Origin of the sequence: Aeromicrobium fastidiosum (assembly GCF_017876595.1) — a bacterium.
Taxonomy (GTDB): domain Bacteria; phylum Actinomycetota; class Actinomycetes; order Propionibacteriales; family Nocardioidaceae; genus Aeromicrobium; species Aeromicrobium fastidiosum.
This window is the reverse complement of sequence record NZ_JAGIOG010000001.1, coordinates 389,801-413,575: the sequence shown is the minus strand read 5'-3', so window position 1 is coordinate 413,575 and position 23,775 is coordinate 389,801. Positions and strand designations below refer to the sequence as shown.

Here is a 23,775-nt window from a genome sequence, read left to right as displayed (position 1 = left end):
CGATCCTCGACAGAACGGGCCCGACACCATGACACGCCATTCGACAGTCTTCGAGCGGAACGCGCCCTCGGCGTCCCTCGTGACGGCGAGCCTCGCGGCGTCCGAGCAGCGGGTGTTCTGGCTCGACGACGTCGAGACGCAGCCGCGCGCGAGCCTCGTGGGCACGCGCGACGCCGACCTGACGATCGTCGGCGGTGGCTACACGGGTCTGTGGACCGCGGTGCTGGCCAAGCGGCGCGACCCGTCGCGGCGGGTCGTGCTGCTCGAGGCACAGACGATCGGCTGGGCGGCCTCGGGTCGCAACGGCGGCTTCGCCGAGTCGAGCCTGACCCACGGCGAGGAGAACGGTCGCAGCCGCTGGCCTGACGAGTACGAGGCGCTCGAGCAGCACAGCGACGACAACTTCGAGGGGTTCACGAGCGACATCCGCGATCTGGGCATCGACGCGCAGCTCGAGCTCACGGGTGTGCTGTCGGTGGCCTACGAGCCGCACCAGGTGCGCTGGCTGCAGGAGGAGCAGGCCGGGACGTTCCTCGACGCCCAGCAGGTGCGCGCCGAGATCAACAGCCCCGCGTTCGCCGCGGGACGCCTGACCCACGGCGACGACGCACTCGTCCACCCCGGTCGCCTGGCCCACGGGCTCGCCCGTGCCGCCGAGGAGCTCGGGGTCGAGATCTTCGAGCACTCGGCGGTCGTGGGTCCGCCCCGCCGCAGTGGCGGCGGCGTCGAGGTGCGCACCGCCGCGGGTCTGGTGCGGAGCCGGCAGGTCGTCCTCGCGACCAACGTCTTCACCTCGCTCCTGCGCCGCACGCGCCTCATGACGGTGCCGGTCTACGACTACGTCCTGATGACCGAGCCGCTGACCGCCGAGCAGCGCGACAGCATCGGCTGGCACGGCCGCCAGGGCCTCACAGACCTGGCCAACCAGTTCCACTACTCGCGGCTCACCGCCGACGACCGCATCCTCTACGGCGGCTACGACGCCGTCTACCACGCAGGGCGCAACGTCCGGCCGGAGTACGAGGACCGCGACGACAGCTACCGCACGCTCGCGTCGCACCTGCTCACGACGTTCCCGCAGCTCGAGGGCGTCCGGTTCTCGCACCGGTGGGCCGGGGCGATCGACACGTCGACGCAGTTCTGCGCGTTCAATGGCCTGGCGCTGCGCGGCCGGGTCGCCTATGCCGCGGGGTTCACGGGACTCGGCGTCGTCGCGACCCGCTTCGCCGCCCAGGTCATGCTCGACCGGCTCGCGGGCGAGCAGACGCCCCGCACGCAGCTCGAGATGGTGCGCAAGAAGCCCTTGCCGTTCCCGCCCGAGCCGTTCGCCAAGATCGGCATCGAGGCCACCAAGTGGTCGCTCGATCGCGCCGACCACCGCGAAGGACAGCGCAACGTGCTGCTGCGCACGCTCGACCGCCTGGGCCTCGGGTTCGACTCATGACGGGTCACGAGCTGGCCACCGAGCGCCTCCTGGCCCAGGACGCCCTGGCGGTGCCGATCGAGCACGCACCCGTCCAGGACGACGACGTGCTCGGCGGGCACCCGACGATGGGTGCCGAGACGCTGCACACCCACGGCGACGTCGAGCTCGGCGTCTGGGAGATCACGTCGGGCGTCGTCAAGGACACCGAGGTCGAGGAGATGTTCGTCGTCCTGTCCGGCCGGGGTTTGGTCGAGCTCGCCGACGGCAGCAGCATCCCCCTGGCCGCGGGCACCGTCGTCCGGCTGCGAGCCGGCGACCGCACCCGCTGGATCGTCTACGAGACCCTCCGCAAGATCTACGTCCTTCTGCCCGATCACGAGGAGCCCACGCCATGACCGACACCATCCAGAACACTGATCTGATCAAGAACTACGTGGACGGTGCCCTCGTCGACTCCGCAGCCACCGACTTCATCGAGCTCGTCGACCCCACGACGGGACGTCCCGACGGACGCTCGCCGATCTCGACCGCCGACGAGGTCGACGCCGCGTTCGCCGCGGCCCTGCGCGCATCGAAGACGTGGAAGCGCACGACGCCGAAGGCGCGCCAGCTCGCCCTGCTGCAGATCGCCGACGCGATCGAGGCAGCCCGTGACGAGCTCGCCCTGCTGCAGTCGCGCGACACGGGACAGATCAAGGTGCACGTCGCGACCGAGGAGATCGACCAGGGCGTCGACCAGCTGCGCTTCTTCGCCGGTGCCGCGCGCCTGCTCGAGGGCAAGGCGACGGGCGAGTACGTCGAGGGCCTCTCGTCGAGCATCCGCCGCGAGCCGATCGGCGTCGTCGCCCAGGTGACGCCCTGGAACTACCCGTTCGCGATGGCCATCTGGAAGATCGCCCCGGCGCTCGCCGCGGGCAACACGATCGTGCTCAAGCCGAGCGACACGACCCCGCGGTCGACCGTCCGCCTGGCGGAGATCGCCGGCGAGATCCTGCCGGCCGGCGTCTTCAACGTCGTCAACGGCAACGCCGACACCGGACGCCTCCTGGTCGAGCACCCGACTCCGGGTCTCGTCGCCATCACCGGATCGGTGCGTGCCGGCATCGAGGTGGCCGTGTCCGCGGCCAGGAACCTCAAGCGCGCGCACCTCGAGCTGGGCGGCAAGGCACCGGCCGTCGTGTTCGCCGACGCCGACCTGCAGGCGGCCGCCGAGGGCATCGCCGTGGGCGGATTCTTCAACGCGGGCCAGGACTGCACCGCCGCGACGCGCGTCATCGTGCACGAGAGCGTCCACGACGAGCTGCTGCGCCTGCTGGTCGAGCAGGCCGAGGCGTCTCGCCCCGGTGCCCCCGACGACGACTCCGCCGCGTACGGGACGCTCAACAACGCGGGTCACCTCGCGTCCGTCGAGCGGATGATCGCCGGGCTCGGAGACCACGCCACGATCGAGACCGGCGGTTCGCGCCTCGACGGCGACGGGTTCTACTTCGCGCCGACGATCATCTCGGGCGTGCGGCAGGACGACGCGATCGTGCAGCAGGAGGTCTTCGGGCCCGTGCTCACGGTGCAGTCGTTCACGACCGACGAGCAGGCCCAGGACCTCGCCAACGACGTGCCGTACGGCCTGGCCGCCAGCGTGTGGACCAAGGACCACGGTCGGGCGCTGCGGATGACCGCCGAGCTCGACTTCGGCTGCGTGTGGGTCAACACCCACATCCCGTTCGTCTCGGAGATGCCGCACGGCGGGTTCGGGGCGTCGGGGCACGGCAAGGACCTGTCGGCGTACGGTCTCGAGGAATACACCCGGGTCAAGCACGTCATGAGCAACGTGGAGGCATGAGCATGTCCGATCAGATCGACGTCGTCGTCATCGGGGCCGGAGCGACCGGCCTGTCCGCGGCGCACGCCCTGCAGCAGGCCGGCCGCTCGGTCGTCGTCCTCGAGGCTCGCGAACGCGTGGGGGGACGGCTGTGGACCGACGAGGTCGACGGCGTCGACCTCGAGCTCGGCGGCCAGTGGGTCTCGCCCGACCAGACCGAGCTGCTGCGCGTGCTCGACGAGCTGGGTCTCGAGACCTTCTCGCGCTACCGCGAGGGTGCGTCGGTCTACATCGGCATCTCGGGCGAGCGTCGCACGTTCGAGGGCGAGCAGCTGCCCGTCCCGCCCGCGGTCGAGAAGGCCATGGTCGCACTGACCGACGAGCTCGACGAGCTGGCCGCGCAGATGGACCCCGACCGTCCGTGGGACGCCCCCTTCGCCGCCGAGCTCGACCAGGTGAGCTTCGCGGCCTGGCTCGCCGACCGCTGCGACGAGCAGGAGGCCATCGACAACATCGCGATGTTCATCGCGCAGGCCATGCTGACCAAGCCCGCCCACGCCTTCTCGGCGCTGCAGGCCGTGCAGATGGCCGCGAGTGCCGGCAGCTTCAGCCACCTCGTCGACTCCGAGTTCATCCTCGACAAGCGGGTCGTCGGCGGTCTGCAGGGCGTGCCGCTGGCGCTGGCCGAGCGGCTCGGCGACGCCGTCCGGCTCGGCGTGGACGTCGAGAAGGTGCGCTGGAGCGGCACCGGCGTCGAGGTCGTCGCGGGTGACCTGACGGTGTCGGCCCGGCACCTCGTGCTGGCCGTGCCGCCGACCGTCGTGCCGCGCATCCGGTTCGAGCCGCCGCTGCCGTCGGCCCAGCGCGAGGCGCACCAGCACCAGTCGTTCGGGCTGGTCACCAAGCTCCACATCACGTACGACACGCCGTTCTGGCGCGAGGCCGGCCTGTCGGGCACGGTGTTCAGCCCGTACGAGCTCGTGCACGAGGCCTACGACAACACCAACCATGGCGACTCGCGCGGCACCCTGGTCGGCTTCATCTCCGACGAGCGGGTCGACGAGGTCAGCCGCCTCGACGCCGAGGCTCGTCGCACGGCGATCCTGACGTCGCTCGCCCACTACTACGGCGAGCAGGCACTGACGCCGACCTCGTACTACGAGAGCGACTGGACGTCCGAGGAGCTCGGCCAGGGCGCCTACGCCACGAGCTTCGACCTCGGCGGCCTCACCCGGTTCGGCCCGCGCCTGCGCGAGCCGGTCGGACCCATCCAGATCGGCAGCTCCGACGTCGCCGGTCTCGGCTTCCAGCACGTCGACGGTGCCCTGCGCGTCGGCGCCGAGCTGGCCCAGCACATCATCGCCACCGACACACGAGAGGTCTGAGCCGTGACCAGCCCCAGCTCCTTCAGCCCGAACCCCGCCCACGACCGTCTGCAGCAGTCGGCCAAGGACAACCTGATCCTGCACTTCTCGAAGCAGGAGATCGACGACCTCCTGGTCATCGATCGGGCCGAGGGCCCGTACGTCTACGACACCCACGGCCGCCGCTACATCGACGCCCTGTCGAGCCTGTTCTGCTCGCAGCTGGGCTACTCGTACGGCGAGGAGATGGCAGAGGCAGCGACCCAGCAGCTGACCACCATGGCGTTCAACACCAGCTGGGGCACGGCGCACCCCGCCACGATCGACCTGGCCGAGAAGATCAGCGAGCTGGCACCCGCCGACGACTACCGGGTGTTCTTCACCGGTGGCGGCTCGGAGTCGGTCGAGTCGGCCTGGAAGATGGTGCGCGAGCACTTCATCGCGATCGGCCAGCCGCAGCGCACCAAGGCGATCGCCCGCGACCGGGCCTACCACGGCGTCACCCTGGGGGCGCTGTCGTTCACGGGCGTCCAGCCGTTCAAGGAGGGCTTCGGCACCCCGCCGGTCGAGGTCACCAAGGTGTCGAACACCAACCGGTTCCGCGCCGACGACGGCCACGAGGAGGCGGCGTTCTGCGCCCGCCTGCTGGCCGAGGTCGAGGACGCGATCATCGCCGCCGGGGCCGACGAGGTCGCGCTGATCATCGCCGAGCCGGTGCAGAACGCGGGAGGCTGCTTCACGGCACCGGCCGGCTACTGGACGGGCCTGCGCGCGATCGCCGACAAGTACGGCGTCCTGCTGATGGCCGACGAGGTCATCACCGGGTTCGGCCGTATCGGCGAGTGGTTCGCGTCGTCGCGCGAGGGCGTGGCACCCGACCTGATCAGCGTCGCCAAGGGCCTCACCTCGGCCTATGCGCCGATGGGCGCGATGCTGGCCCGCCACCACGTCGTCGCACCGCTGGTGGAGCACAACAAGGTGTTCCGTCACGGCATCACGTTCGGCGGCCACCCGCTGAGCGCCGCGCTCGCGGCCAAGAGCATCGAGATCATCGAGCGCGACCAGGTGCTCGAGAACGTCCGGGCGCAGGCCGGTCCCCTGCAGGCGCGCCTGCAGCACCTGCTCGACCTGCCGATCGTCGGCGACGTCCGCGGTGCCGGCTTCTTCTGGGCCATGGAGCTGGTCAAGGACGACGAGGCGACCCGCTTCGACCAGGCCGAGCGCAACGACCTGCTGCGGGGCTACCTGCCGCGTCGCCTGCGTGACGCCGGGCTCATCGCGCGCTGCGACGACCGCGGCGACGCCGTGCTGCAGATCGCCCCGCCGCTCATCAGCGACGCGGCCCTGCTCGACGACATCGTGGCAGGCCTGACCGACGTCCTGCGCGACGCCGGCAAGCACATGGGTCTGTGACTCGGGTCTAGGCGGATTCCTCGCGGTCGATCTCCGCGAGCACGTCACGGGCGACGCGGATCGAGTCGCTCGTGGCGGGGACACCGGAGAGCACAACGATCTGCAGCAGGTGGTCGAGCTCCTCCGTCGAGAGCCCGTGGGCGCGTGCCGTCCGCAGGTGCGTCGCGAGCTCGTCGTGGTGGCCTCCGGCCACGAGCGCCGTCACGGTGACGAGGGACGTGCTGCGGGGGTCGAGAGCTGACGGGGGTGCCAGGGTCGCGGCGTCGGCCTCGCCCCGGACGTGGGCCCGGACGAGCCGGGCCACCTCCGCCGGGGCCTCAGCGGGTGCGAGGTGGGCGATCCCGTCGAGGACGACGAGCCGGCCGTCCCTGACCCCGGCGGCGATCTCCTGCAGTGTCTCGGTCGGCGTCGGCACGTCGTCGCTGCCCGCCACCGCGAGGACGGGCGTGCCGACACGGCCGAGCCGTGACCTCACGTCGTGCCCCGCCAGTGCCTCGCAGGCCTGGGCGTATCCCTCGCGATCGGTGTCCCGCAGTGCCTGCAGCAGGGCGCTGCCCCTCGCGGGCTCGCGCTCGAGGAATCCCGGCGCGAACCAGCGGGCGGCCGAGCCCTCGACGACGGCCGACGTGCCCGACGCCCGCACCGTCGCGGCGCGGTCGTGCCAGGCCGCGGCGTCCCCGATCTTCGCGCCCGTGCACAGCAGCACGGCGGCGTCGACGCGGGCGGGCGAGTCGAGCAGCAGGTGCAACCCGACGGCACCCCCGACGGAGTTGCCGGCGTAGACGAACGACGTGTCGACGTCGCCGCGCTCGGCGACCATGTCGTCGATCATCGCGAGAACACCGGCCGCCAGCTCGGACATCGTGAACGGTCGGGCCACGATCGGGTTGCTGCCGTGCCCCGGCAGGTCCCACGCGACGACCTCGAACGCGTCCGACAGGTGGGCGGCCGCGGCGGACCACAGGGTCCTGGCCGACGTGCCGAGCGAGGGGCCGAGCACGAGCAGCGGGAGGGCGGGGGAGCCGCCGAGTCGCACGGCAGTGATCTGCGGGACGGGCACGCGTCCTCCTGGGAGCTGGGGTGGGCCGAGTAGACCGTCTCACGGGCGACCGGCTGAGCTCTCGCCCGGCGGCGGTCCACGGGGTTATCGTCGCTGCATGTGCCGGAACATCAGGGTGCTCCACAACTTCGAGCCACCGACGACCGACGACGAGGTCCGCGAGGCCGCTGTGCAGTTCGTGCGCAAGGTCAGCGGGTCGACCAGGCCCTCGCAGGCCAATGCGGAGGCCTTCGACCAGGCGGTCGACGAGATCGCCGCGGCCACGCGCCGCCTGCTCGACGGGCTCGTGACCAAGGCACCGCCGAAGAGCAGGGAGCTCGAGGCGGTCAAGGGCCGCGAACGCCACGAGAAGCGCATGCAGCGCGAGGTTCGCCTCCGCACGGCTGGGACGTAGTGGGTCGTGATCCTGTCGGCTGTGCACATCGCCGCCTGAGCCCTGAGGTGTTGTCTGACCCTGTCTCTAGAGTGGGAGAAAGGTTGAGACGGCGGGGGTTTTCGGGTGTTGGACGATCGGCAGGTCATCGAGCAGGTGGTCGTGCGTCGCGAGGCGCTCGCCGCGCTCGAGGCCGCCGAAGCGGTCGACATGCTGGACTTCGTCGACCGCGCCCGTGCTGCCGGTGAGGCGGTCAGTGAGGCGCAGGGACGGCGGCGGGTCGATGCGGCGGTGCACGAGCTGTCGCTCGCGATGCGCCTGCCGGTCCCCACTGTCGAACGCCGTGTGGCCCGTGCCCGGCGGTTGCGGTCGACGATGCCCGACGTGTGGCAGGCGTGGCTCGACGGACGGATCAGCACCACCCACGTCACAGCCATCGACCGTGCCGCGACCCGTCTGGTGCATGCCGAGTCTGTGACCGCGCTCGATGACATCGCTGTCGAGCGAGTCGGCCGGTTGACGCCGGGTCAGGCGACTCGGTGGTTGGACCGGTGGGTCGAACGCACCGAAGCCACCGAGTCGGCCCGCCGTCACGAACGCGCGCATGCCGACCGGAAGGTCTCATCCCGGCCGCTGGGCGATGGGATGACCCGCCTGACCGCCGACGTCGCCGCCACGGATGCGGCCGCGGTGATGCAGTCGCTCACCGGAGCCGCCCACGCGCTTCCCGCTGACGACGGGCGGACGATCGACCAAGCGCGCGCCGATCTGTTCGTCGACGCGCTATTGGGCCGCGAGCCCGGTGGGCTCGGATTCCGGGCGGTCATCGGCATCACCGTCCCGCTCTCGTCCCTCATGGGATTCAGTGATGTGCCCGGTGAGCTGACGGACCGGTCGGCCACGATTCCGGCGCACGTCGTGCGGGCCGCGATGGCCGACGAGCAGTCGCTGCTGTACCGGTTGGTGACCGATGACGTCGGCAACCTGATGACCGTCACCTGGCTCGGACGGTTCGCACCCACCCGGTTGGCTCAGGTGCTGGAGTTCCGCGACGGCACCAGCGTCTTTCCGACCAGCACCGTCCCCGCCCGGGCCTGCGACACCGACCACAGTGATCCATGGCCCGCCGAGACGTCCGCCGCGAACACCGGACCGTTGAACCGGCGTGCACATAACCTCAAGACCGAGGGACACCTACGTCTTCGACAACCCGCGCCCGGGGTCTTCGCATGGACCACCAGCACCGGGCACACCTACACACGCACCCCAGAACCACTACCGATAGCGGACTGGGAACTGGAGCACCAGACAGCAGACCAAGCGCTACCCATCGACCCCTGGGCCGACGAGTTCAACCAGATGGTCGAAGCGCTCACCGCTGCGTGAGCAACCGGCACGCGGTCACGCCAGCGCGATCGTCGCGTCGCGCACGAGCTGCGGGTCGGTGAGCCCGTCGCCGTACAGATCGCGCAGCTGGTTCATCCGGTAGCGGACCGTCTGGGGGTGCACGAACAGTGCCTGGGCGACCTCCTCGCGGCGTCCGTGGTGCAGCAGCCAGGCGCGCAGGGTGGCGGTCAGCTTGTCGCGCGACGCCGGGCTCAGGTCGGCGAGGGGTGCCAGCACCCGCGCGCGCAGATCGGCGCGGGCATCGGGATCGGCCTGCACGACGAGATCCGCGAGGTGCGTGTCGGTGTCGCCGGTCAGGCCGAGCTCGTGCGCCCGCCGTGCCCGCTCGTACGACGAGCGTGCCCCCACCCACGGGCGGGCGGGTCCGACCACCGCATCAGCCTCGGCCAGCAGTCGACCGAGCGCGCGACGGTCGCGGTCGGCACCACCGGGCACCAGCAGCACCGACGTGCCGGGCTCGAGGGTCAGCCCGGCGGCGTCCTCGGGCAGGTGCAGGGTGCGGGCGTCGAGGAGGCCGCGGAGCGGGCGCACCCTGGAGTCGGCGACGATCACGGCTGTCAGGAGCTCGGGCGGCTCCCAGTCGGCCCGCTCGGCCGCCGCGACGAGCTCGGTCTCGGGGGAGCCGTCGAGCAGCCGGATCGCCAGCCGGTCGCGCAGCTGCTGGCGCAGGCGTCCCGAGGTGGCGAGCTCGTCGGCGTGCCCGCTGACGCTGGCGTCGGAGAGCTCGTCGATGAATGTGAAGACGAGCTCGGCCAGCCGCGCGATGGTCGTCGCGTCGAGGCCGCTCTCGACCGCCGCTGCGCTCATGCCGCGCCACGAGGTGCGGGCCCCGACGCGATACGCCTGGGCCAGCGCGTCCATCGTGCGGCCGCTGCGGGCCTCGCCACGGCCCAGCTCGTAGGCGGCCTCCATGACCGCCTCGATCTGGTCACCGGCGTCGATGCCCTCCTGCCGGGCGGCGAGGTCGAGGAACCCGTCGAGCGCGACCGTCACGGCCATCTCGATGTTGCGCCCCATGCGGCCCTGGAACGGGTCGTGATAGCTCGGCACCTGGCTGATGACCGCCGCGATGGTCTGCTCGGCGACGCCGGCCATGCCCGACCGCATCTGCGAGACGACCGTCGCGGGCAGCCTCAGTGCCTTGTCCTCCAGATCGACCATGACCATCCCCAACCCATCGACAAGATTTGTTCGCCCGGAACAGATACTACGACACGATTCACGCACTGAGGTCATGAAGTTAACTCCTCAGGGGCGCATCATGGAGGTATGACCGAGACGATGCAGCGACCGACCGCAGCGCGATCGCTGCGCCACCGGCTCTCGCGGCTCGCCGAGGCCGCGACGACGCCCCTGCTGCCGGCCGACTACCTCGACCTGGCCGCCCCGCTGCGGTCCGGCACCGACCTGCGCGCGCGCATCGTCGCGGTGCAGCCCGAGACCCGCGACGCCGCCACGATCCTGCTCAAGCCGGGTGCCGACTGGGCCGGGCACGTCCCCGGCCAGTACGTCCGCATCGGCATCGACGTCGACGGCGTCCGCGAGTGGCGCGCCTACTCGCTGACCCACGGACCGCGGGCCGACGGCCTGATCTCGATCACGGTCAAGGCCGTGCCGGGTGGCAAGGTCAGCAACCACCTCGTGCACCACGCCCGTCCGCGCACCCTCGTGCACCTCGAGCAGGCCACGGGCGACTTCGTGCTCGACCCGTCGGCCTCGCGCCTGCTGTTCGTCACCGCCGGCTCGGGCGTGACCCCCGTCATCGGCATGCTCCGCAATCTCTTCCCGGTCACCGACTCCGGCGTCGTCGACCTGCCGCGCAGCAGCCACCTCGACATCGTCGTCGTGCACGTCGCCCCCACCGAGCCCGACTCGATCTTCCTGTCCAACCTCCGCGAGCTGGCCGCCCACGGCGCCATCACGCTGGTGCCCCGCTACGACGACCAGCACGGCATCCTCGACGTCGCCGATCTCGCCGGGCTCGTGCCCGATCTCGCCGACCGCACGACGTACGCCTGCGGCCCGGGCGGTCTGCTCGACGCACTCACAGCCCACCACGAGGCCGCTGGCCTGTCACTGTTCACCGAGCAGTTCCGGGCGGCGTTCGTCGAGGCCGGCGACGGCGGCACGATCACCTTCGACGACGGCACCGTGCTGGACGCCGACGGTGCCATCCCCATCCTCGACGTCGCCGAGGCCGGTGGACAGCTGATGCCGAGCGGATGCCGCATGGGCGTCTGCTTCGGCTGCGTGCTGCCGCTGCGCGAGGGCTCGGTGCGCGATCTGCGCAACGGTGCCATCACGACCGTCGACCCCATCTCGTCCGCCCACGGCGGAGTCCCCATCCAGACCTGCATCAGCGCCGCAGCCGGCGCATGTCACCTAGGAGCCACGTCATGACCACGATCCAGCAGAAGACCGTCGACCCGACCGCGCACCTGACCACCGAGGACATCGAGACCCTGGGACGCGAGCTCGACGCGATCCGCCAGGAGGTCCTCGACACCCGCGGCTCGCGCGATGCCGCGTACATCCGCAAGATCATCAAGTCCCAGCGGGGTCTCGAGGCCGGCAGCCGCGCCATGCTGCTGTTCTCGGTGTTCCCGCCGTTCTGGCTGGTCGGCACGGCGGGCCTCAGCGTCGCCAAGATCCTCGAGAACATGGAGATCGGGCACAACGTCATGCACGGCCAGTGGGACTGGATGCGTGACCCGAAGATCCACTCGACGACGTGGGAGTGGGACAACGCGAGCCCCGCCGACCAGTGGAAGCACGGCCACAACGAGCTGCACCACACGTACACCAACGTCGTCGGCAAGGACAACGACCTCGGCTACGGCATCATGCGCGTCGACGAGGACCAGCGCTGGGTGCCGTTCTACCTGGCACAGCCGCTGTGGAACTTCGTCAACGCGTGCTTCTTCGAGTACGGCATCGCGGCGTACGACCTCGAGCTCGGCAAGAACCTGTCCATCCCGAAGGACAAGCGCAGCGACGACTTCAAGGCCCGCGCCAAGCAGACCCTGAAGAAGATCCGCCAGCAGGCCACGAAGGACTACCTCGTGCACCCCGCGCTGTCGCTGCCGACCGGCTCGTTCGTGCCGACGCTGGCCGCCAACTTCACGGCCAACGTCGTGCGCAACCTGTGGACCCACTCGGTCATCATGTGCGGGCACTTCCCCGAGGGTGTCGAGACGTTCGAGAAGACGTCGATCGACGGCGAGACCCGCGGCGACTGGTACCTGCGCCAGATGCTCGGCTCGGCCAACATCTCCGGCAGCCCGCTGATGCACCTCATGACGGGCAACCTGAGCTTCCAGATCGAGCACCACCTGTTCCCCGACCTGCCGAGCAACCGGTACGCCGAGATCGCCCCGCAGGTCAAGGCGCTGTTCGACAAGTACGAGCTCAACTACATCTCGGCACCGCTGCCGAAGCAGGTCTACTCCGCGTGGCACAAGATCGTCCGCCTCTCGCTGCCCAACGAGTGGCTCGCCGAGACGACGCCGAAGAACGTCCCCTCGCAGCTCGTCAAGCTCTACAAGATGACGACGGGCGGCAAGAAGGTCCGTCGCGCGATCGAGCTCAAGGACCAGCTGCGTCGCCAGGCCGACATGGCCAAGGCCGCCTGAGCTTGACCTGACCGCAATGGGGTAGAAGTGAGGGGATGACCTCTCGACACGCGCAGCAGCCCGCTGACGATCCGTGCACCTCGTTCCAGCTCCCGTTCGAGCTCGCGAGCGGCCGGGTCGCGCGTCACCGGTTGCGGCGCGACCTCGAATCGCGGGACCTGCGGGCCACGTTCGTCGACGACGCCGAGCTCGTGCTGGCCGAGCTGGTGGCCAACGGCCTCGAGCACGGGCAGCCTGACACCGACGGCCAGATCGACGTCTCGTGGTGCATCGAGGACGGCATGGTGCGCATCAGCGTGTGCGACGGTGGCCCGCCCTCGACCCTGCGCAAGGTCTCGTTCAGCGACGACGGTGCGCGCGGCCGGGGGCTCGCGATCGTCGAGCACATCTGCGACGCCTGGACCGTCGAGCACACCGACGGCCTGAGAGTCACCGCGGAGCTGCAGTACCGCGACTGATCGTGAAGACGTGCTCGAGCCCCGAGACGCGCAGCACCGCGTCGACACGGCTGTTCGAGACCAGGGCCAGCTCGCTGCGGTGGGTGCGGGCCTTGCGGCGCAGCAGCACCAGGACGCCCAGTCCCGACGAGTCGATGAACGTCACGTCCGTGAGGTCGATGACGACCCGCGTCGGCTCGATGCCGAGGGCGCGCAGACCCGCGTCGCGCAGCTGGGGAGCCGTGGCCAGGTCGATGTCGCCGCTGACCTCGAGCACGACGTGGTCGAGCTCGGTGCGGACGACGACGGATGTCACCCTCAGATCGTAGGGGTTTTCGAGGGGGACGGCGCGTCGGTTGCCTGAGTAGAGTCGCGCCCATGGACAACGACTGGCGGGCAGAGAGCGTCGAGCAGCTGAGGGCGTGGATCGTCGAGGCGCTTCCCGACGTGACCGAGGAGGTCAAGTGGCGCAAGCCGTCGAATCCCGACGGTGTGCCGACCTTTTCGAGCGGCGGGCTGATCTGCACCGTCGAGACCTACAAGGACAAGGTCAAGGTGACGTTCGCCAAGGGAGCGTCGGTCGACGACCCGGCGGGGCTGTTCAACGCCAGCCTCGACGCGGGCACGCGCCGGGCGATCGACGTCCCGGCCGGCGGCTCGGTCGACCACTCGGAGTTCGTTGCGCTCGTCCGGCGGGCGGCGGAGCGCAACCTGGCCTGACCGACGGCGGACCGCTCGGCATGCATCTTGACAGTGGCAACATCGACCCCCAGAGTGGATGTTGTCACCGTCTACTTCAAGGATGTCCCACGCCATGGTCCGCAAGCCGCTCGTCCTGCTCACGGTCTGCCTCGCGGCCCTGACGATCAACCTCAGCACGATGATCGTCAACATCGCGCTGCCGACCCTCGCCGACGAGCTGCAGGCGGGCACGCGGTCGCTGCTGTGGATCGTCGACGGCTACAACCTGGCCTTCGCCGCCCTGGTCCTGGCGATGGGCAGCCTGTCCGACCGGTTCGGCAGGCGTCCGGCCCTCATCCTCGGCCTGCTGGGCTTCGCCCTCAGCAGCATCCTCGCGGCGCTGGCCGACTCCAGTGGTGAGCTCATCGCGCTGCGCGTCGCGATGGGCGTGTTCGCCGCCCTGATCTTCCCGACGACGCTGTCGATCATCGCCAACACGTTCACGGAGCGACGCGAACGCGCCTCGGCACTGGGGCTGTGGGGTGCGTCGGTCGGGATCGGCGTCGCCCTCGGACCGGTCGGCGGTGGCCTGCTGCTGAGCCACTTCTCGTGGCACAGCGTGTTCTGGGCGCTCGTGCCCGTGAGCCTCCTGGCGGCGGGCATGGCCGCGGCGTTCGTGCCGGAGTCGCGCGACCCTGGCGTCCCGCGCATCGACATCGCCGGTCTGCTCGTGTCGGTCGCGGCGCTCGGCATCCTGACCTGGACGATCATCGAGGCACCCGACCACGGATGGGGCAGCCCGGAGACGGTCGCCGGGTTCGTCGTGGCGGCCGCGCTCGTCCTGACGTTCGTGTCGGTGGAGCGGGCCGTCGAGCATCCGATGGTCGACGTGACGCTGTTCCTCGACCGACGGTTCAGCGCCGCCTGTGCCGCCGTGACGATCGCGTTCTTCGCGCTGTTCGGCTTCGTCTTCCTCATCACGCAGTTCTTCCAGTTCGTCCGCGACTACTCGGCGCTCCAGACCGGCCTGCGGTTCCTGCCCGTCGCGGTGTCGATCGCCGCCGCGTCGCTCATCGGCGGTGCGCTCGCCCCGCGACTCGGCACCAAGGCCGTCGTCACGCCGGGCCTGGCCATGATGGGTGCATCGTTCCTGTGGATCTCGACGATCGGGGCGGACGTCGACTACGCGACGGTCATCGTGCCCCAGATGGTGCTGCTCGGAGTCGGCATCGGCCTGGTCAGCACGCCGGCGACCGAGTCGATCATGCAGGTGCTGCCGCCGGCCCGTGCCGGAGTCGGCTCGGCGGTCAACGACGCGACCCGCGAGCTCGGCGGCACGCTCGGCGTCGCCGTCGTGGGCTCCCTGTTCTCGTTCCGGTACGGTGACCGGCTGGTCGACCAGCTGACGGGACGCGTCGACACGGCGACGAGCGCTGCGGCCGCCGACTCCGTCGGTCTGGCCCACGCGCTGGCGCAGCGGGTGCCAGGTCTCGAGAGCGCTGTCGACGACGCCTTCATCCACGGGCTCGCGGTGAGCTGCACCGTGGTCGGACTCCTGTGCCTCGTCGGTGCTGTCGCCGCGCTGGTGTCGCTGCCGGGTGCCCGACTCGCCGACGGGGTCGACGCCGCGAGCGGTCGCGTCTGACGGCTACCGTGAGGCCATGCCCGCCTCGTCCTACCATCACGGCAACCTGCGCGAGGCGCTGGTCGAGGCCGCCGTCGAGGCCGCCCGCACCAATGGGCCCGACGGCATCGGGCTGCGCGATCTCGCCCGCACCGTGGGTGTGTCGCACAGTGCGGCCTACCGGCACTTCGCCCACCGCGACGAGCTCGTGGCCGAGGTCGCGGTCCGGGCCATGCGGGGGCTCGTCGAGTCGATGCAGCTGCGGCTCGACGCCGTCGAGCGCACCGGCCCCGTCGACGCGGTGCTGCGGGCACGCCAGCGCCTGATGGCGGTCGGTGAGGGCTATGTCGCCTACGCACTGGCCGAGCCGGGCCTGTTCCGCAGTGCGTTCGCCGTCAGGCCGCAGCCCGGTCCCGACGGCGAGATCGACCTCGCACTCGACCCCTCCGTCGATCCGTACGGGATGCTGAGCGCGGCCCTCGACGGGCTCGTCGCGGTCGGCTACCTGTCGACCGACGCCCGCGTGGGTGCCGAGGCCACGTGCTGGTCCGTCGTCCACGGCTTCTCGCTCCTGCACATCGACGGACCGCTCGCCGGGACTCCCGACGCGTCGCGCGATCAGACGCTCGACCAGGTCCTGGCCGCGATCGACCGTTCGTACGCTGCGAGCACCGGTGCGGTCATCAGGCCGGACGACGACGTGTTCGCCCGGCGCTGACCACGTCCTCCAGCTCGGCGAGATAGCTGCTGTAGGCCGCGCGGGCCTCGTCGGCAGGCCAGTCGGCGGGCGCCAGCTCGGCCGGAAGCAGTGGATCGTCCGAGAGGTGGCGCACGAGGTGCGCCGCGACGGCGAGTCGTTCACCCGGCTGTCGGGTGCGCTCGAGGGCTGTCACGACGCGGCGGGTCTCGGCCGCCCAGCCGGAGAGGTCCCACAGGTCGGCGACGAGGCCGGCAGGGTCGTCGGACGTCGTGGAGAACGTCCGGACGTCGACCGACGCGTCCGCCGGGGTCTCGCGGCGCAGGTTGGCCGGACGCATCCACACGCCCTCACGCAGTTCGGCGAGCCTCGCCCGGGTCAGCAGGGTGCGCAGCGCGGCGCGGTCGCTGCTCGAGCGCCCCGATGTCACGACCACGACCGTCTCCCACGTCCCGTCCCACGCGGTGACCGATGCGTGGGCGTCTTGGCGCTCGCGGCGCTCGACCAGCCGCGGGCCCAGGCGGTAGAGCGATCCGTCCCGCACCAGCTCGTCGCTCGCGACCGCCCGGGTCAGCGCGACGCGCACCGTCGCGGGATTGATGCCGACGTGGCGGGCCGCGTCGGCGAGCTGGGCCGCGGTCAGGGCCCGCGACGGCGTGCCGAGGATCAGGCTGAGGACGACCGAGCGTGCCGAGAGAGGTGCGTACGCGGTCACGGCGGCCACTCTGCCACACGCCGTCCGACCACCCGTGCTGTTACGAAATAGTTGACAGTCGAGCAACAGGTCGTAACATCGAGTCATGACGACCCACGAGGTGCTCAACCAGGTCCCGCCGCTGGTCGGCCACGACACCAGCGACGACCGGGCCCTGCGTGAGGGGCTCGAGCGCGAGGGCGCCGGATGGGCGCTCGAGGACGTCTCCGCGCTCGGTCGCCTCGCCGGCACGGCCGAGGCGCAGCACCTCGGGCGCGTCGCCGAGCGCGACAAGCCCGTCCTGCACACGCACGACCGCTACGGCCACCGCATCGACGAGGTCGAGTACACGCCGTCGTACCACGAGCTCATGCGCACCGCGGTCGGTCACGGGCTGCACGGGGCTCCGTGGGCCGACGACCGTCCCGGAGCACACGTCGCGCGAGCCGCCAAGTTCGCGGTCTGGAACGTCGACGCCGGGCACGGCTGCCCCATCTCGATGACGTACGCCGTCGTCCCGGCGCTGCGGGCGGCCCCCGACCTCGCGACGCAGTTCGAGCCGCTGCTGACGGGCCGCGAGTACGACCCGGTCCTGGCCGATCCCGCGACCAAGCGGGGGCTCATCGCCGGCATGTCGATGACCGAGAAGCAGGGCGGCTCCGACGTGCGGGCCAACACGACGACGGCGACCGAACGTCCCGACGGCACCTACGAGCTGGTGGGGCACAAGTGGTTCACGAGTGCGCCGATGTCCGACCTGTTCCTGACGCTGGCGCAGACCGGGTCGGGCCTGTCGTGCTTCATGGTGCCGCGCGTCCTGCCCGGCGGCGAGCGCAACAGCCTGCAGCTCATGCGGCTCAAGGACAAGCTCGGCAACCGCTCCAACGCGTCCTCCGAGATCGAGTACGACGGTGCCTCCGGCTGGCTCGTCGGCGAGGAGGGCCGGGGCGTGCGGACGATCGTCGAGATGGTCAACATGACCCGCCTCGACTGCGTCATCGGATCGTCGACCGCGATGCGCTCGGCGCTCGTCCAGGCGACGCACCACGCCCGGCACCGGTCGGCCTTCGGTCGGCAGCTGGTCGACCAGCCGCTGATGCGCAACGTGCTCGCCGACCTGACCCTGGAGTCCGAGGCCGCGACGACCGCGATGATGCGCCTCGCCGGCGCCAACGACCGGGCGATCCGCGGCGACGAGCAGGAGGCGGCACTGCGGCGCATCGCCCTGGCCGTCACGAAGTACCAGGTCTGCAAGCGGGCCCCGATGGTCGTCGGCGAGGCGCTCGAGTGCCTGGGCGGCAACGGCTACATCGAGGACTCCGACCTGCCGCGCCTCTACCGCGAGGCACCCCTGATGTCGATCTGGGAGGGCTCCGGCAACGTCGCGGCGCTCGACGCGCTGCGGGCGATGGCACGCGAGCCGCACACGCTCGACGTCTACTTCGGCGAGGTCGAGCAGGCCGAGGGCTCCGACGCCCGGTTCGACGATGCGCTTGTGCGGCTCAAGAAGGAGCTGACGTCGTTCGACGACATCGAGCACCGGGCCCGGCGCGTCGTCGAGCAGCTCGCGCTGGTCTTCCAGGCCTCACTGCTCGTCCGCCACGCCACGCCGGCCGTCGCCGACGCCTTCTGCGCCTCGCGACTCGGCGGCGACTGGGGCACCGCCTACGGCACGCTGCCGGCAGGCCTCGACGTCGCGGCGATCCTGGAGCGGACGCTGCCCACGGGTGCGTGACAGACCCGTGACGGACTGACAGGCTGGGTCGCCCGACCACCCCAGGAGAATCCGTGCGCACCCTCATCGTCACCTCGTTCGTGTCCCTCGACGGCGTCATGGAGGCACCGGGCGGCGAGGCCGGATACCGCAACGCGGGCTGGACGTTCAAGGACGTCGAGTTCGTCCCCGAGGCCTACGAGATCAAGGGCCGCGAGCAGGAGGAGACCGCGGCGCTGCTGCTGGGCCGGGTGTCGTACGAGGCGTTCGCCCCCGTGTGGCCGACGATGGACGACTTCGCGGGCTACAACGCGATGCCCCGCTACGTCGTCTCGACGACCCTGACCGAGGGTGACGAGAGGTGGCCGGCGACGGTGCTGTCGTCGCTCGACGAGGTCGCCGCGCTCAAGCAGACCGAGGGCGGCCCCATCGCGGTGCACGGCAGCGCGACCCTGGCGCAGGGACTGGCCGATGCGGGCCTCGTCGACCGCTACCACCTGCTGGTGTTCCCGCTGCTCCTCGGCGCGGGCCGGCGGCTGTTCGGCACCTCCGACGTCGACGCCACGAAGCTGTCGCTCGTCGAGCACGAGGTCTACTCCAACGGCATCCAGAAGAACGTGTTCGACGTCGTGCGCTGACGCCTACGCGTCGGCCGGGGGCACCTGCAGCACCAGCGCGACGACGTCGTCGGACATGTCGACGAACCGGTCGGCCAGCGCCCGGACGACAGCCTGCGATCCCTGGGCGCGGGTGCGGCCGACGACGTCGACGAGGGCCACGACCTGGTCGTCGCGGTCGATCGACGACTCGTCGGTGATGCCGTCGGTGTAGAGCACGACGGTCGCTCCCGGCTGCAGCTCGATCATGTGGTCCCGACGTGACCGGGTCGCGAGATCGGGATACCCGAACAGCATGTCGTGGTCGGTCAGCAAGCCGGTGCGGCCCTCGGGCTCGACGACCAGCGGCGGCGGGTGGCCCGCATTGACCCACGTCATCTGCCAGCGGCCCGTGCCCGGCACGGGGGTCAGGCGTGCCACGACGGCCGTGCCGCTGGCGGGGATGTCGAAGGCCTCGCACGCGAGCTCGAGCCCGGCGAGGTGGGCCGATGGCGCGGCATCGGGGTGGTCCCAGGCGGTCTGCCGCAGCATCGCGCGCACCTGGCCCATGACCGTCGCCGCCGCGATGTCGTGGCCCGTGACGTCGCCGACGCTGACGACGACCGACGCGCCCCCGCCGTCGCCCCCCGGCAGCACGAAGGCGTCGTACCAGTCGCCACCGATCTGCTCCTCGGCCATCGCCGGCAGGTAGCACGCGGCCAGGTCGAGACCCGTCTCGCGGGGCAGCGGGGCGAGCATCGCTGCCTGCAGCTCGCGGGCGACGTCGATGCGGTTCTGGATGAGGATCGCGCGCTCCAGCGCCTGGCCCGTGTAGGCGGCGAGGGCCGCGGCCATGGGACGCTCCTGCGGCTCCATGTCGCGGGGGGCGTCCCAGACCAGCTCCACGTGCCCCAGCAGGGGACCCGAGCCGTGCAGGGGCAGGTAGGCCACGCTCCGCGCCCCGCGCTGCCGCAGGGCCGAGCGCTCGTCCGCGTCGAGCCGGCTGTCGGGGGCCTCGATGTCGGCGACGACCACGAGCTCGGTGTCGGCGGCCAGGCGCGGCCGGCTGGCGTCGAGGTGCACCGTGAGCTCGATCAGCCCGCTGCGGGGGTCGACGAAGCTGTCGAGGGCGCGGCGCACGTCGTCGATCGAGCGGCACGCGTTGAGCACCTCGGCGACGCTCAGGAGCTGCTGCGACCGGGTCAGCGCGATCTGCAGCTCGGCATCGATCGCGTCGCGTCGCTCGCGCTCGAGCTCGGCGTCGAGCCTGGCGAGCCGCAGCCGCAGCTCGTTGGAGCAGTCGGTCGCGATGTCGTGCAGGATCGCCAGCTCACGCTCGGTCCACCGCCGGGGCTTGGTGTCGATCGCGCAGAGCGATCCGAGCACGTGACCACGGTCGTCGGTCAGGGGTGATCCGGCGTAGCCGACGACCCCGATCTCGATCGTCGCGAGGTTGTCGCGCACCAGCGGTGCCAGGCGGGCGTCCTCGACGACGAGCGGCTCGCCGGTCGTGACGACGTGCTGGCAGAACGAGTGGCTCAGCGGCGTGGCGCGGCGGCTCGCCCAGGGGTCGGGCAGCCCGCACATGCCCGGGAAGACCTGCTGATCATGCTGGACCAGCGACACCAGCGACACGGGGACGCCCAGCTGGTCGCGCACGCGCTCGGCGAACCGCTCCATGCCCGGGTCCGACCGTTCCGTCAGTCCGAGCGCCGCCAGCGCTGCCAGCCGTCCTGCGTCGACGAGGGTCGTCTGCGGGGAGGCGCTGAAGGTGCTGCTGTCGTTCACGGAGATCCATCTACCTGTTCGCGAGGGCCGGTGTCTGCACCGTGCCAGGAGCGGCAGACCGGGACAGTCTACGAGGGCGAGGGTGTCGTGATCCGGTGAACTCCCGCATAGACGTTGAACCCGCCCCCGCGACTGAACCCGAGCAGCGTCATGCCGGCCGACTCCGCGTGCTCGACGGCCAGGGACGACGGTGCCGAGACGGCGGCCAGCACCGGGATGCCGGCCATGTGCGCCTTCTGGACGAGCTCGAACGACGCGCGCCCCGACACCTGCAGCACGGTGCCGCGCAGGGGGAGTCGCCGCTCGCGCAGGGCCCAGCCGACGACCTTGTCGACCGCGTTGTGCCGGCCGACGTCCTCACGCAGGCAGAGCAGCTCGCCGTCGGTCGAGAACAGCCCGGCCGCGTGGACGCCGCCGGTGCGGTCGAACACCTTCTGGTGCTCTCGGAGGCGGTCGGGCAATGAACCCAGCAGGGCGCTGCTCCAGGACGTGTCGTCGTCGCCCAGGCTGAAGTGCGTGGCCTTGTGCACCGCGTCGATCGAGGCCGTGCCGCAGATGCCGCACGAGCTCGACGTGTAGACGTGCCGCTCGAGGCTCAGGTCGGGCGGGGCGGTGCCGGGGCTCAGCTCGGCGTCGATGACGTTGAACGTCTGCAGGCCCTGGTCGTCGGTGCCGGCGCAGAACCGCATCGACGCGAGCTGGTCGGCGTCCCAGACGACGCCCTCGGACACCAGGAAGCCGCCGACGAGGTCGAAGTCGTCGCCCGGCGAGCGCATCGTGACCGAGAACGAGCTGCCGCTGACGCGGATCTCGAGTGGCTCCTCGACGGCCAGCGAGTCCTCGCGTCCGATCGACGACCCGTCGGCGGCGAACCGCGTGACGCGGGTGCGACGCACCAGTCGTCCTGCCATCGGGGCCACCTCCTGTCGATTCCCTCGATCCTCGCACGACTCGGGAGGCGACGCCGTCGGCGCCGTGCGATGGTCGATCCATGCCTGCCGCCCACCGCAGCGCCCTCGTCACCGGGGCCACGGGATACATCGGTGCCAACGTCGTCGACCGGCTGCTCGCCGACGGCTGGACCGTGCGGGTCCTGACCCGTGACGCCGCGGGGCTCGACGGACAGCCGTGGGCGTCACAGGTCGACGTCGTCGAGGGCGACGCCCAGGACGTCGAGGTGCTGAACCGGGCGGCCGACGGCGTCGACGTCGCGTGGTTCCTGATCCACTCGATGACCGGCACGTACGACTACGCGGTCCGCGACCGCACGATCGCGACCCGGTTCGGCCAGGCCTGCCGAGCCCGGGGCGTCTCGCGCATCGTCTACCTCGGCGGGCTCTACCCCGACGACGTCGCGCTGTCGCCGCACCTGGAGTCGCGGCGCGAGGTGGGGCAGATCCTGGTCGAGTCGGGCGTGCCGACCGCGGTCCTGCAGGCCGGCATCGTGGTGGGCGCCGGCTCGGTCTCGTTCGACCTGCTGCGCACCGTGACCGAGCGGCTGCCGGTCGTCGTCGGCCCCGACTGGCTCGCCAACCGGGTGCAGCCGATCGCGATCGACGACGCGCTGCACTACCTCGTGACGGCCGCCGACCTGCCCGCCGACGTCAGCCGAGCGTTCGACATCGGCGGTGCCGATGCGCTGCCGTACCGCGACCTGATCGCCGTCTACGCCGAGGTCGCGGGGCTGCGCAGGCGGCCGATCCTGACGGTGCCGGTGCTGCTTCCGCGCACGGCGGCGTTGTGGGCCGGCATCCTCGCGCCCGTGCCGACGAGTCTCGCGAGCTCGTTGATCGAGAGCCTGATGCTCGACATGGTGTGCCGCGAGCACGACCTCGACGACCTCGTCGGGGCTCCGGCCGGGGGCGTCGCGAGCTTCCGCGACGCCGTGTCGGCCGCTCTGTCAGTCGGCTAGCTCGTCGTTGGCGAGGATCTCGGCCGCCCGGCCGTCGTCCTTGGGTGCCAGCACCGACACCGAGTCGTCGATGCGCTCGTTGACGTAGCGCAGGATCTCGGCGACCGTCGCGGCGACCGGCACCGCCAGGAACGCGCCCGTGATGCCGAACAGCGAGCCGCCCGCCGTGACGCTGAGCAGCACGACCGCGGGGTGCAGGTTCATGGTCTTGCCCTGCAGGATCGGCGACAGCACGTTGCCCTCGAGCTGCTGCACCGCGACGACGATGACCAGCGCGATCAGCGCGTCCTTGTAGTCGTTGGTCACGAGGGTCACGAGCACCGCGACACCGCCGCTGATGAACGCGCCGACGATCGGGATGTAGCCGCCGAAGAACGTGATGACGGCCAGTGGCAGCGCCAAGGGCGAGCCGAGGATCGCCAGGCCGATGCCGATGATCAGCGCGTCGATGAACGACACGAGCGTCTGGGTGCGGATGAAGCTGCCGAGCGTGTTCCACACGCGTCCGAGCACCTCGGTCAGGTGGTCGCCGGCGCGGTGACCACCGAGGGTGTTGAGCCACGGCAGGAACCGGTGGCCGTCCTTGATGAAGAAGAACGACAGCATCAGGATCAGGACGATGTTGATGATGATCGACGTGGCCGTGCTGATGGTCGTGAAGACGCCCGAGCTGATCGCGCTCGCGCTGTCCTGCAGCTTGTCCTGCAGGGCTGCGATGGCCGCGGAGATCTGGTTCTCGGACAGGTTGAACGGCTCGCCCGTGAGCCAGTTGCGCACCTCCTGCAGGCCGTCCGACGCGCTCGACGCGATCTCGCCCGCCTGCTCGGTGACCTGGGGGATGAGGAACGTGACGATGCCGCCCAGCGTCGCGAGGAATGCCACGATCACGACGCCGGCGGCCAGGGCGGCCGGTGCGCCCTTCGAGCGCAGCCACGACACGGGCGGCGACAGCACCGTCGCGACGATCAGGGCCATCGAGACGGGGAACAGGACCATCCAGACATGACCGATGCCCCAGCCGACGACGTAGGCCGCCGCGGCGATCACGACGAGGCGCAGACCCCATCGCTGCAGACCTGCGAAGGCGTCGTCGATGACGACGCCCCTGTCCCTGATCCTCGGTTGCTCGGCCACCCGA

Annotated in this window: 23 protein-coding genes; 16 read left to right on the top strand and 7 right to left on the bottom strand. The window is 71.0% G+C overall.

The annotated features are described in order from the left end of the window. Positions 1-28 precede the first annotated feature (28 nt). From JOF40_RS02045 to JOF40_RS02025, 5 genes are read left to right on the top strand one after another with little or no spacing between them, the layout of a single operon-like run. Positions 29-1,444 carry an NAD(P)/FAD-dependent oxidoreductase gene (locus tag JOF40_RS02045; protein ID WP_129179644.1) on the top strand — a complete coding sequence of 472 codons (1,416 nt, stop codon included), beginning with the start codon at positions 29-31 and terminating at the stop codon, positions 1,442-1,444. Beyond that, the gene (locus JOF40_RS02040) at positions 1,441-1,821 is read left to right on the top strand and encodes a cupin domain-containing protein (protein ID WP_129179642.1); all 381 of its coding nucleotides are present in this window, start codon (positions 1,441-1,443) and stop codon (positions 1,819-1,821) included. The genes JOF40_RS02045 and JOF40_RS02040 overlap by 4 nt, the downstream gene beginning before the upstream one ends. Continuing rightward, the gene (locus JOF40_RS02035; protein ID WP_129179640.1) at positions 1,818-3,266 is read left to right on the top strand and encodes a gamma-aminobutyraldehyde dehydrogenase; all 1,449 of its coding nucleotides are present in this window, start codon (positions 1,818-1,820) and stop codon (positions 3,264-3,266) included. Before JOF40_RS02040 ends, JOF40_RS02035 begins: the two co-directional genes overlap by 4 nt. Beyond that, a complete protein-coding gene (locus tag JOF40_RS02030) occupies positions 3,263-4,630 on the top strand; it encodes a flavin monoamine oxidase family protein (protein ID WP_245343085.1) in 1,368 nt (455 codons plus the stop codon). Before JOF40_RS02035 ends, JOF40_RS02030 begins: the two co-directional genes overlap by 4 nt. Before the next feature lie 3 nt (positions 4,631-4,633). Beyond that, on the top strand, positions 4,634-6,022 hold the full coding sequence (locus JOF40_RS02025) for an aminotransferase class III-fold pyridoxal phosphate-dependent enzyme (RefSeq protein WP_129179637.1): 1,389 nt from the start codon (positions 4,634-4,636) through the stop codon (positions 6,020-6,022). Positions 6,023-6,029: 7 nt separating this feature from the next. On the opposite strand, the gene JOF40_RS02020 is transcribed toward JOF40_RS02025, so the two are convergent. Beyond that, entirely contained in the window at positions 6,030-7,082 is a 1,053-nt protein-coding gene (locus tag JOF40_RS02020; RefSeq protein WP_129179635.1) for an alpha/beta fold hydrolase, read from the bottom strand. Between the two features lie 97 nt (positions 7,083-7,179). Between JOF40_RS02020 and JOF40_RS02015 the strand changes: the two genes are divergently transcribed. Both JOF40_RS02015 and JOF40_RS02010 read left to right on the top strand, forming a co-directional pair. Continuing rightward, the gene (locus tag JOF40_RS02015; RefSeq protein ID WP_129179633.1) at positions 7,180-7,476 is read left to right on the top strand and encodes a DUF2277 domain-containing protein; all 297 of its coding nucleotides are present in this window, start codon (positions 7,180-7,182) and stop codon (positions 7,474-7,476) included. A 105-nt stretch (positions 7,477-7,581) separates the two neighbouring features. Then, complete coding sequence (locus tag JOF40_RS02010) at positions 7,582-8,841, top strand: DUF222 domain-containing protein (protein ID WP_129179631.1); 1,260 nt, start codon at positions 7,582-7,584, stop codon at positions 8,839-8,841. 15 nt (positions 8,842-8,856) lie between these two features. Here JOF40_RS02010 and JOF40_RS02005 read toward each other — a convergent pair whose 3' ends face one another. Further along, complete coding sequence (locus JOF40_RS02005; RefSeq protein WP_129179629.1) at positions 8,857-10,023, bottom strand: PucR family transcriptional regulator; 1,167 nt, start codon at positions 10,021-10,023, stop codon at positions 8,857-8,859. A gap of 108 nt (positions 10,024-10,131) precedes the next feature. Here JOF40_RS02005 and JOF40_RS02000 point away from each other — a divergent pair, with 108 nt between their 5' ends. From JOF40_RS02000 to JOF40_RS01990, 3 genes are read left to right on the top strand one after another with little or no spacing between them, the layout of a single operon-like run. Continuing rightward, positions 10,132-11,262 carry a ferredoxin reductase gene (locus JOF40_RS02000; RefSeq protein ID WP_129179627.1) on the top strand — a complete coding sequence of 377 codons (1,131 nt, stop codon included), beginning with the start codon at positions 10,132-10,134 and terminating at the stop codon, positions 11,260-11,262. Next, positions 11,259-12,494, top strand: coding sequence for a fatty acid desaturase family protein (locus JOF40_RS01995; protein WP_129179625.1), 1,236 nt, complete (start codon positions 11,259-11,261; stop codon positions 12,492-12,494). Before JOF40_RS02000 ends, JOF40_RS01995 begins: the two co-directional genes overlap by 4 nt. 35 nt (positions 12,495-12,529) lie before the next feature. Beyond that, a complete protein-coding gene (locus JOF40_RS01990; protein WP_129179623.1) occupies positions 12,530-12,952 on the top strand; it encodes an ATP-binding protein in 423 nt (140 codons plus the stop codon). Here JOF40_RS01990 and JOF40_RS01985 read toward each other — a convergent pair. Then, the gene (locus JOF40_RS01985; RefSeq protein WP_188111627.1) at positions 12,924-13,247 is read right to left on the bottom strand and encodes an STAS domain-containing protein; all 324 of its coding nucleotides are present in this window, start codon (positions 13,245-13,247) and stop codon (positions 12,924-12,926) included. The genes JOF40_RS01990 and JOF40_RS01985 overlap by 29 nt on opposite strands. 62 nt (positions 13,248-13,309) lie before the next feature. Here JOF40_RS01985 and JOF40_RS01980 point away from each other — a divergent pair, with 62 nt between their 5' ends. From JOF40_RS01980 to JOF40_RS01970, 3 genes are all read left to right on the top strand, one after another. Then, entirely contained in the window at positions 13,310-13,651 is a 342-nt protein-coding gene (locus JOF40_RS01980; RefSeq protein ID WP_129179619.1) for a DUF1801 domain-containing protein, read from the top strand. An 82-nt stretch (positions 13,652-13,733) separates the two neighbouring features. Further along, the gene (locus JOF40_RS01975; protein WP_209674325.1) at positions 13,734-15,257 is read left to right on the top strand and encodes an MFS transporter; all 1,524 of its coding nucleotides are present in this window, start codon (positions 13,734-13,736) and stop codon (positions 15,255-15,257) included. A gap of 16 nt (positions 15,258-15,273) precedes the next feature. Next, positions 15,274-15,954 (top strand): TetR/AcrR family transcriptional regulator, encoded by a 681-nt coding sequence (locus tag JOF40_RS01970; RefSeq protein WP_129179617.1) that lies wholly within the window; start codon positions 15,274-15,276, stop codon positions 15,952-15,954. Here the strand turns inward: JOF40_RS01970 and JOF40_RS01965 are convergent. Further along, positions 15,920-16,648: a PaaX family transcriptional regulator C-terminal domain-containing protein gene (locus tag JOF40_RS01965; RefSeq protein ID WP_246152684.1), complete on the bottom strand. Its 729-nt coding sequence runs from the start codon at positions 16,646-16,648 to the stop codon at positions 15,920-15,922. The genes JOF40_RS01970 and JOF40_RS01965 overlap by 35 nt on opposite strands. 85 nt (positions 16,649-16,733) lie before the next feature. On the opposite strand from JOF40_RS01965, the gene JOF40_RS01960 reads away from it, so the two are divergent. Both JOF40_RS01960 and JOF40_RS01955 read left to right on the top strand, forming a co-directional pair. Further along, positions 16,734-18,362, top strand: coding sequence for an acyl-CoA dehydrogenase family protein (locus JOF40_RS01960; RefSeq protein ID WP_129179613.1), 1,629 nt, complete (start codon positions 16,734-16,736; stop codon positions 18,360-18,362). Positions 18,363-18,415: 53 nt separating this feature from the next. Then, entirely contained in the window at positions 18,416-18,979 is a 564-nt protein-coding gene (locus tag JOF40_RS01955; protein WP_129179611.1) for a dihydrofolate reductase family protein, read from the top strand. 3 nt (positions 18,980-18,982) lie between these two features. Here the strand turns inward: JOF40_RS01955 and JOF40_RS01950 are convergent, their stop codons facing one another. Further along, the gene (locus JOF40_RS01950; RefSeq protein ID WP_129179609.1) at positions 18,983-20,725 is read right to left on the bottom strand and encodes a GAF domain-containing SpoIIE family protein phosphatase; all 1,743 of its coding nucleotides are present in this window, start codon (positions 20,723-20,725) and stop codon (positions 18,983-18,985) included. A 68-nt stretch (positions 20,726-20,793) separates the two neighbouring features. After that, positions 20,794-21,636 (bottom strand): formate dehydrogenase accessory sulfurtransferase FdhD, encoded by an 843-nt coding sequence (gene fdhD / locus JOF40_RS01945; RefSeq protein ID WP_129179607.1) that lies wholly within the window; start codon positions 21,634-21,636, stop codon positions 20,794-20,796. 80 nt (positions 21,637-21,716) lie between these two features. Here fdhD and JOF40_RS01940 point away from each other — a divergent pair, with 80 nt between their 5' ends. Further along, on the top strand, positions 21,717-22,637 hold the full coding sequence (locus JOF40_RS01940; RefSeq protein WP_129179605.1) for an NAD(P)H-binding protein: 921 nt from the start codon (positions 21,717-21,719) through the stop codon (positions 22,635-22,637). Here JOF40_RS01940 and JOF40_RS01935 read toward each other — a convergent pair. Beyond that, entirely contained in the window at positions 22,626-23,771 is a 1,146-nt protein-coding gene (locus tag JOF40_RS01935) for an AI-2E family transporter (protein WP_129179603.1), read from the bottom strand. The genes JOF40_RS01940 and JOF40_RS01935 overlap by 12 nt on opposite strands. Between the last annotated feature and the right edge of the window lie 4 nt (positions 23,772-23,775).

Bases quoted from the DNA above. Each gene is read 5' to 3' on its own strand.
- JOF40_RS02040 (WP_129179642.1), top strand. From the start codon at position 1,441: ATGACGGGTCACGAGCTGGCCACCGAGCGCCTCCTGGCCCAGGACGCC.
- JOF40_RS02000 (WP_129179627.1), top strand. From the start codon at position 10,132: ATGACCGAGACGATGCAGCGACCGACCGCAGCGCGATCGCTGCGCCAC.
- JOF40_RS02015 (WP_129179633.1), top strand. From the start codon at position 7,180: ATGTGCCGGAACATCAGGGTGCTCCACAACTTCGAGCCACCGACGACC.
- JOF40_RS01975 (WP_209674325.1), top strand. From the start codon at position 13,734: ATGTCCCACGCCATGGTCCGCAAGCCGCTCGTCCTGCTCACGGTCTGC.
- JOF40_RS01970 (WP_129179617.1), top strand. From the start codon at position 15,274: ATGCCCGCCTCGTCCTACCATCACGGCAACCTGCGCGAGGCGCTGGTC.
- JOF40_RS02030 (WP_245343085.1), top strand. From the start codon at position 3,263: ATGAGCATGTCCGATCAGATCGACGTCGTCGTCATCGGGGCCGGAGCG.
- JOF40_RS02005 (WP_129179629.1), bottom strand. From the start codon at position 10,023: ATGGTCGATCTGGAGGACAAGGCACTGAGGCTGCCCGCGACGGTCGTC.
- JOF40_RS01980 (WP_129179619.1), top strand. From the start codon at position 13,310: ATGGACAACGACTGGCGGGCAGAGAGCGTCGAGCAGCTGAGGGCGTGG.
- JOF40_RS01960 (WP_129179613.1), top strand. From the start codon at position 16,734: ATGACGACCCACGAGGTGCTCAACCAGGTCCCGCCGCTGGTCGGCCAC.
- JOF40_RS01990 (WP_129179623.1), top strand. From the start codon at position 12,530: ATGACCTCTCGACACGCGCAGCAGCCCGCTGACGATCCGTGCACCTCG.
- JOF40_RS02035 (WP_129179640.1), top strand. From the start codon at position 1,818: ATGACCGACACCATCCAGAACACTGATCTGATCAAGAACTACGTGGAC.
- JOF40_RS02045 (WP_129179644.1), top strand. From the start codon at position 29: ATGACACGCCATTCGACAGTCTTCGAGCGGAACGCGCCCTCGGCGTCC.
- fdhD (WP_129179607.1), bottom strand. From the start codon at position 21,636: ATGGCAGGACGACTGGTGCGTCGCACCCGCGTCACGCGGTTCGCCGCC.
- JOF40_RS01940 (WP_129179605.1), top strand. From the start codon at position 21,717: ATGCCTGCCGCCCACCGCAGCGCCCTCGTCACCGGGGCCACGGGATAC.
- JOF40_RS01995 (WP_129179625.1), top strand. From the start codon at position 11,259: ATGACCACGATCCAGCAGAAGACCGTCGACCCGACCGCGCACCTGACC.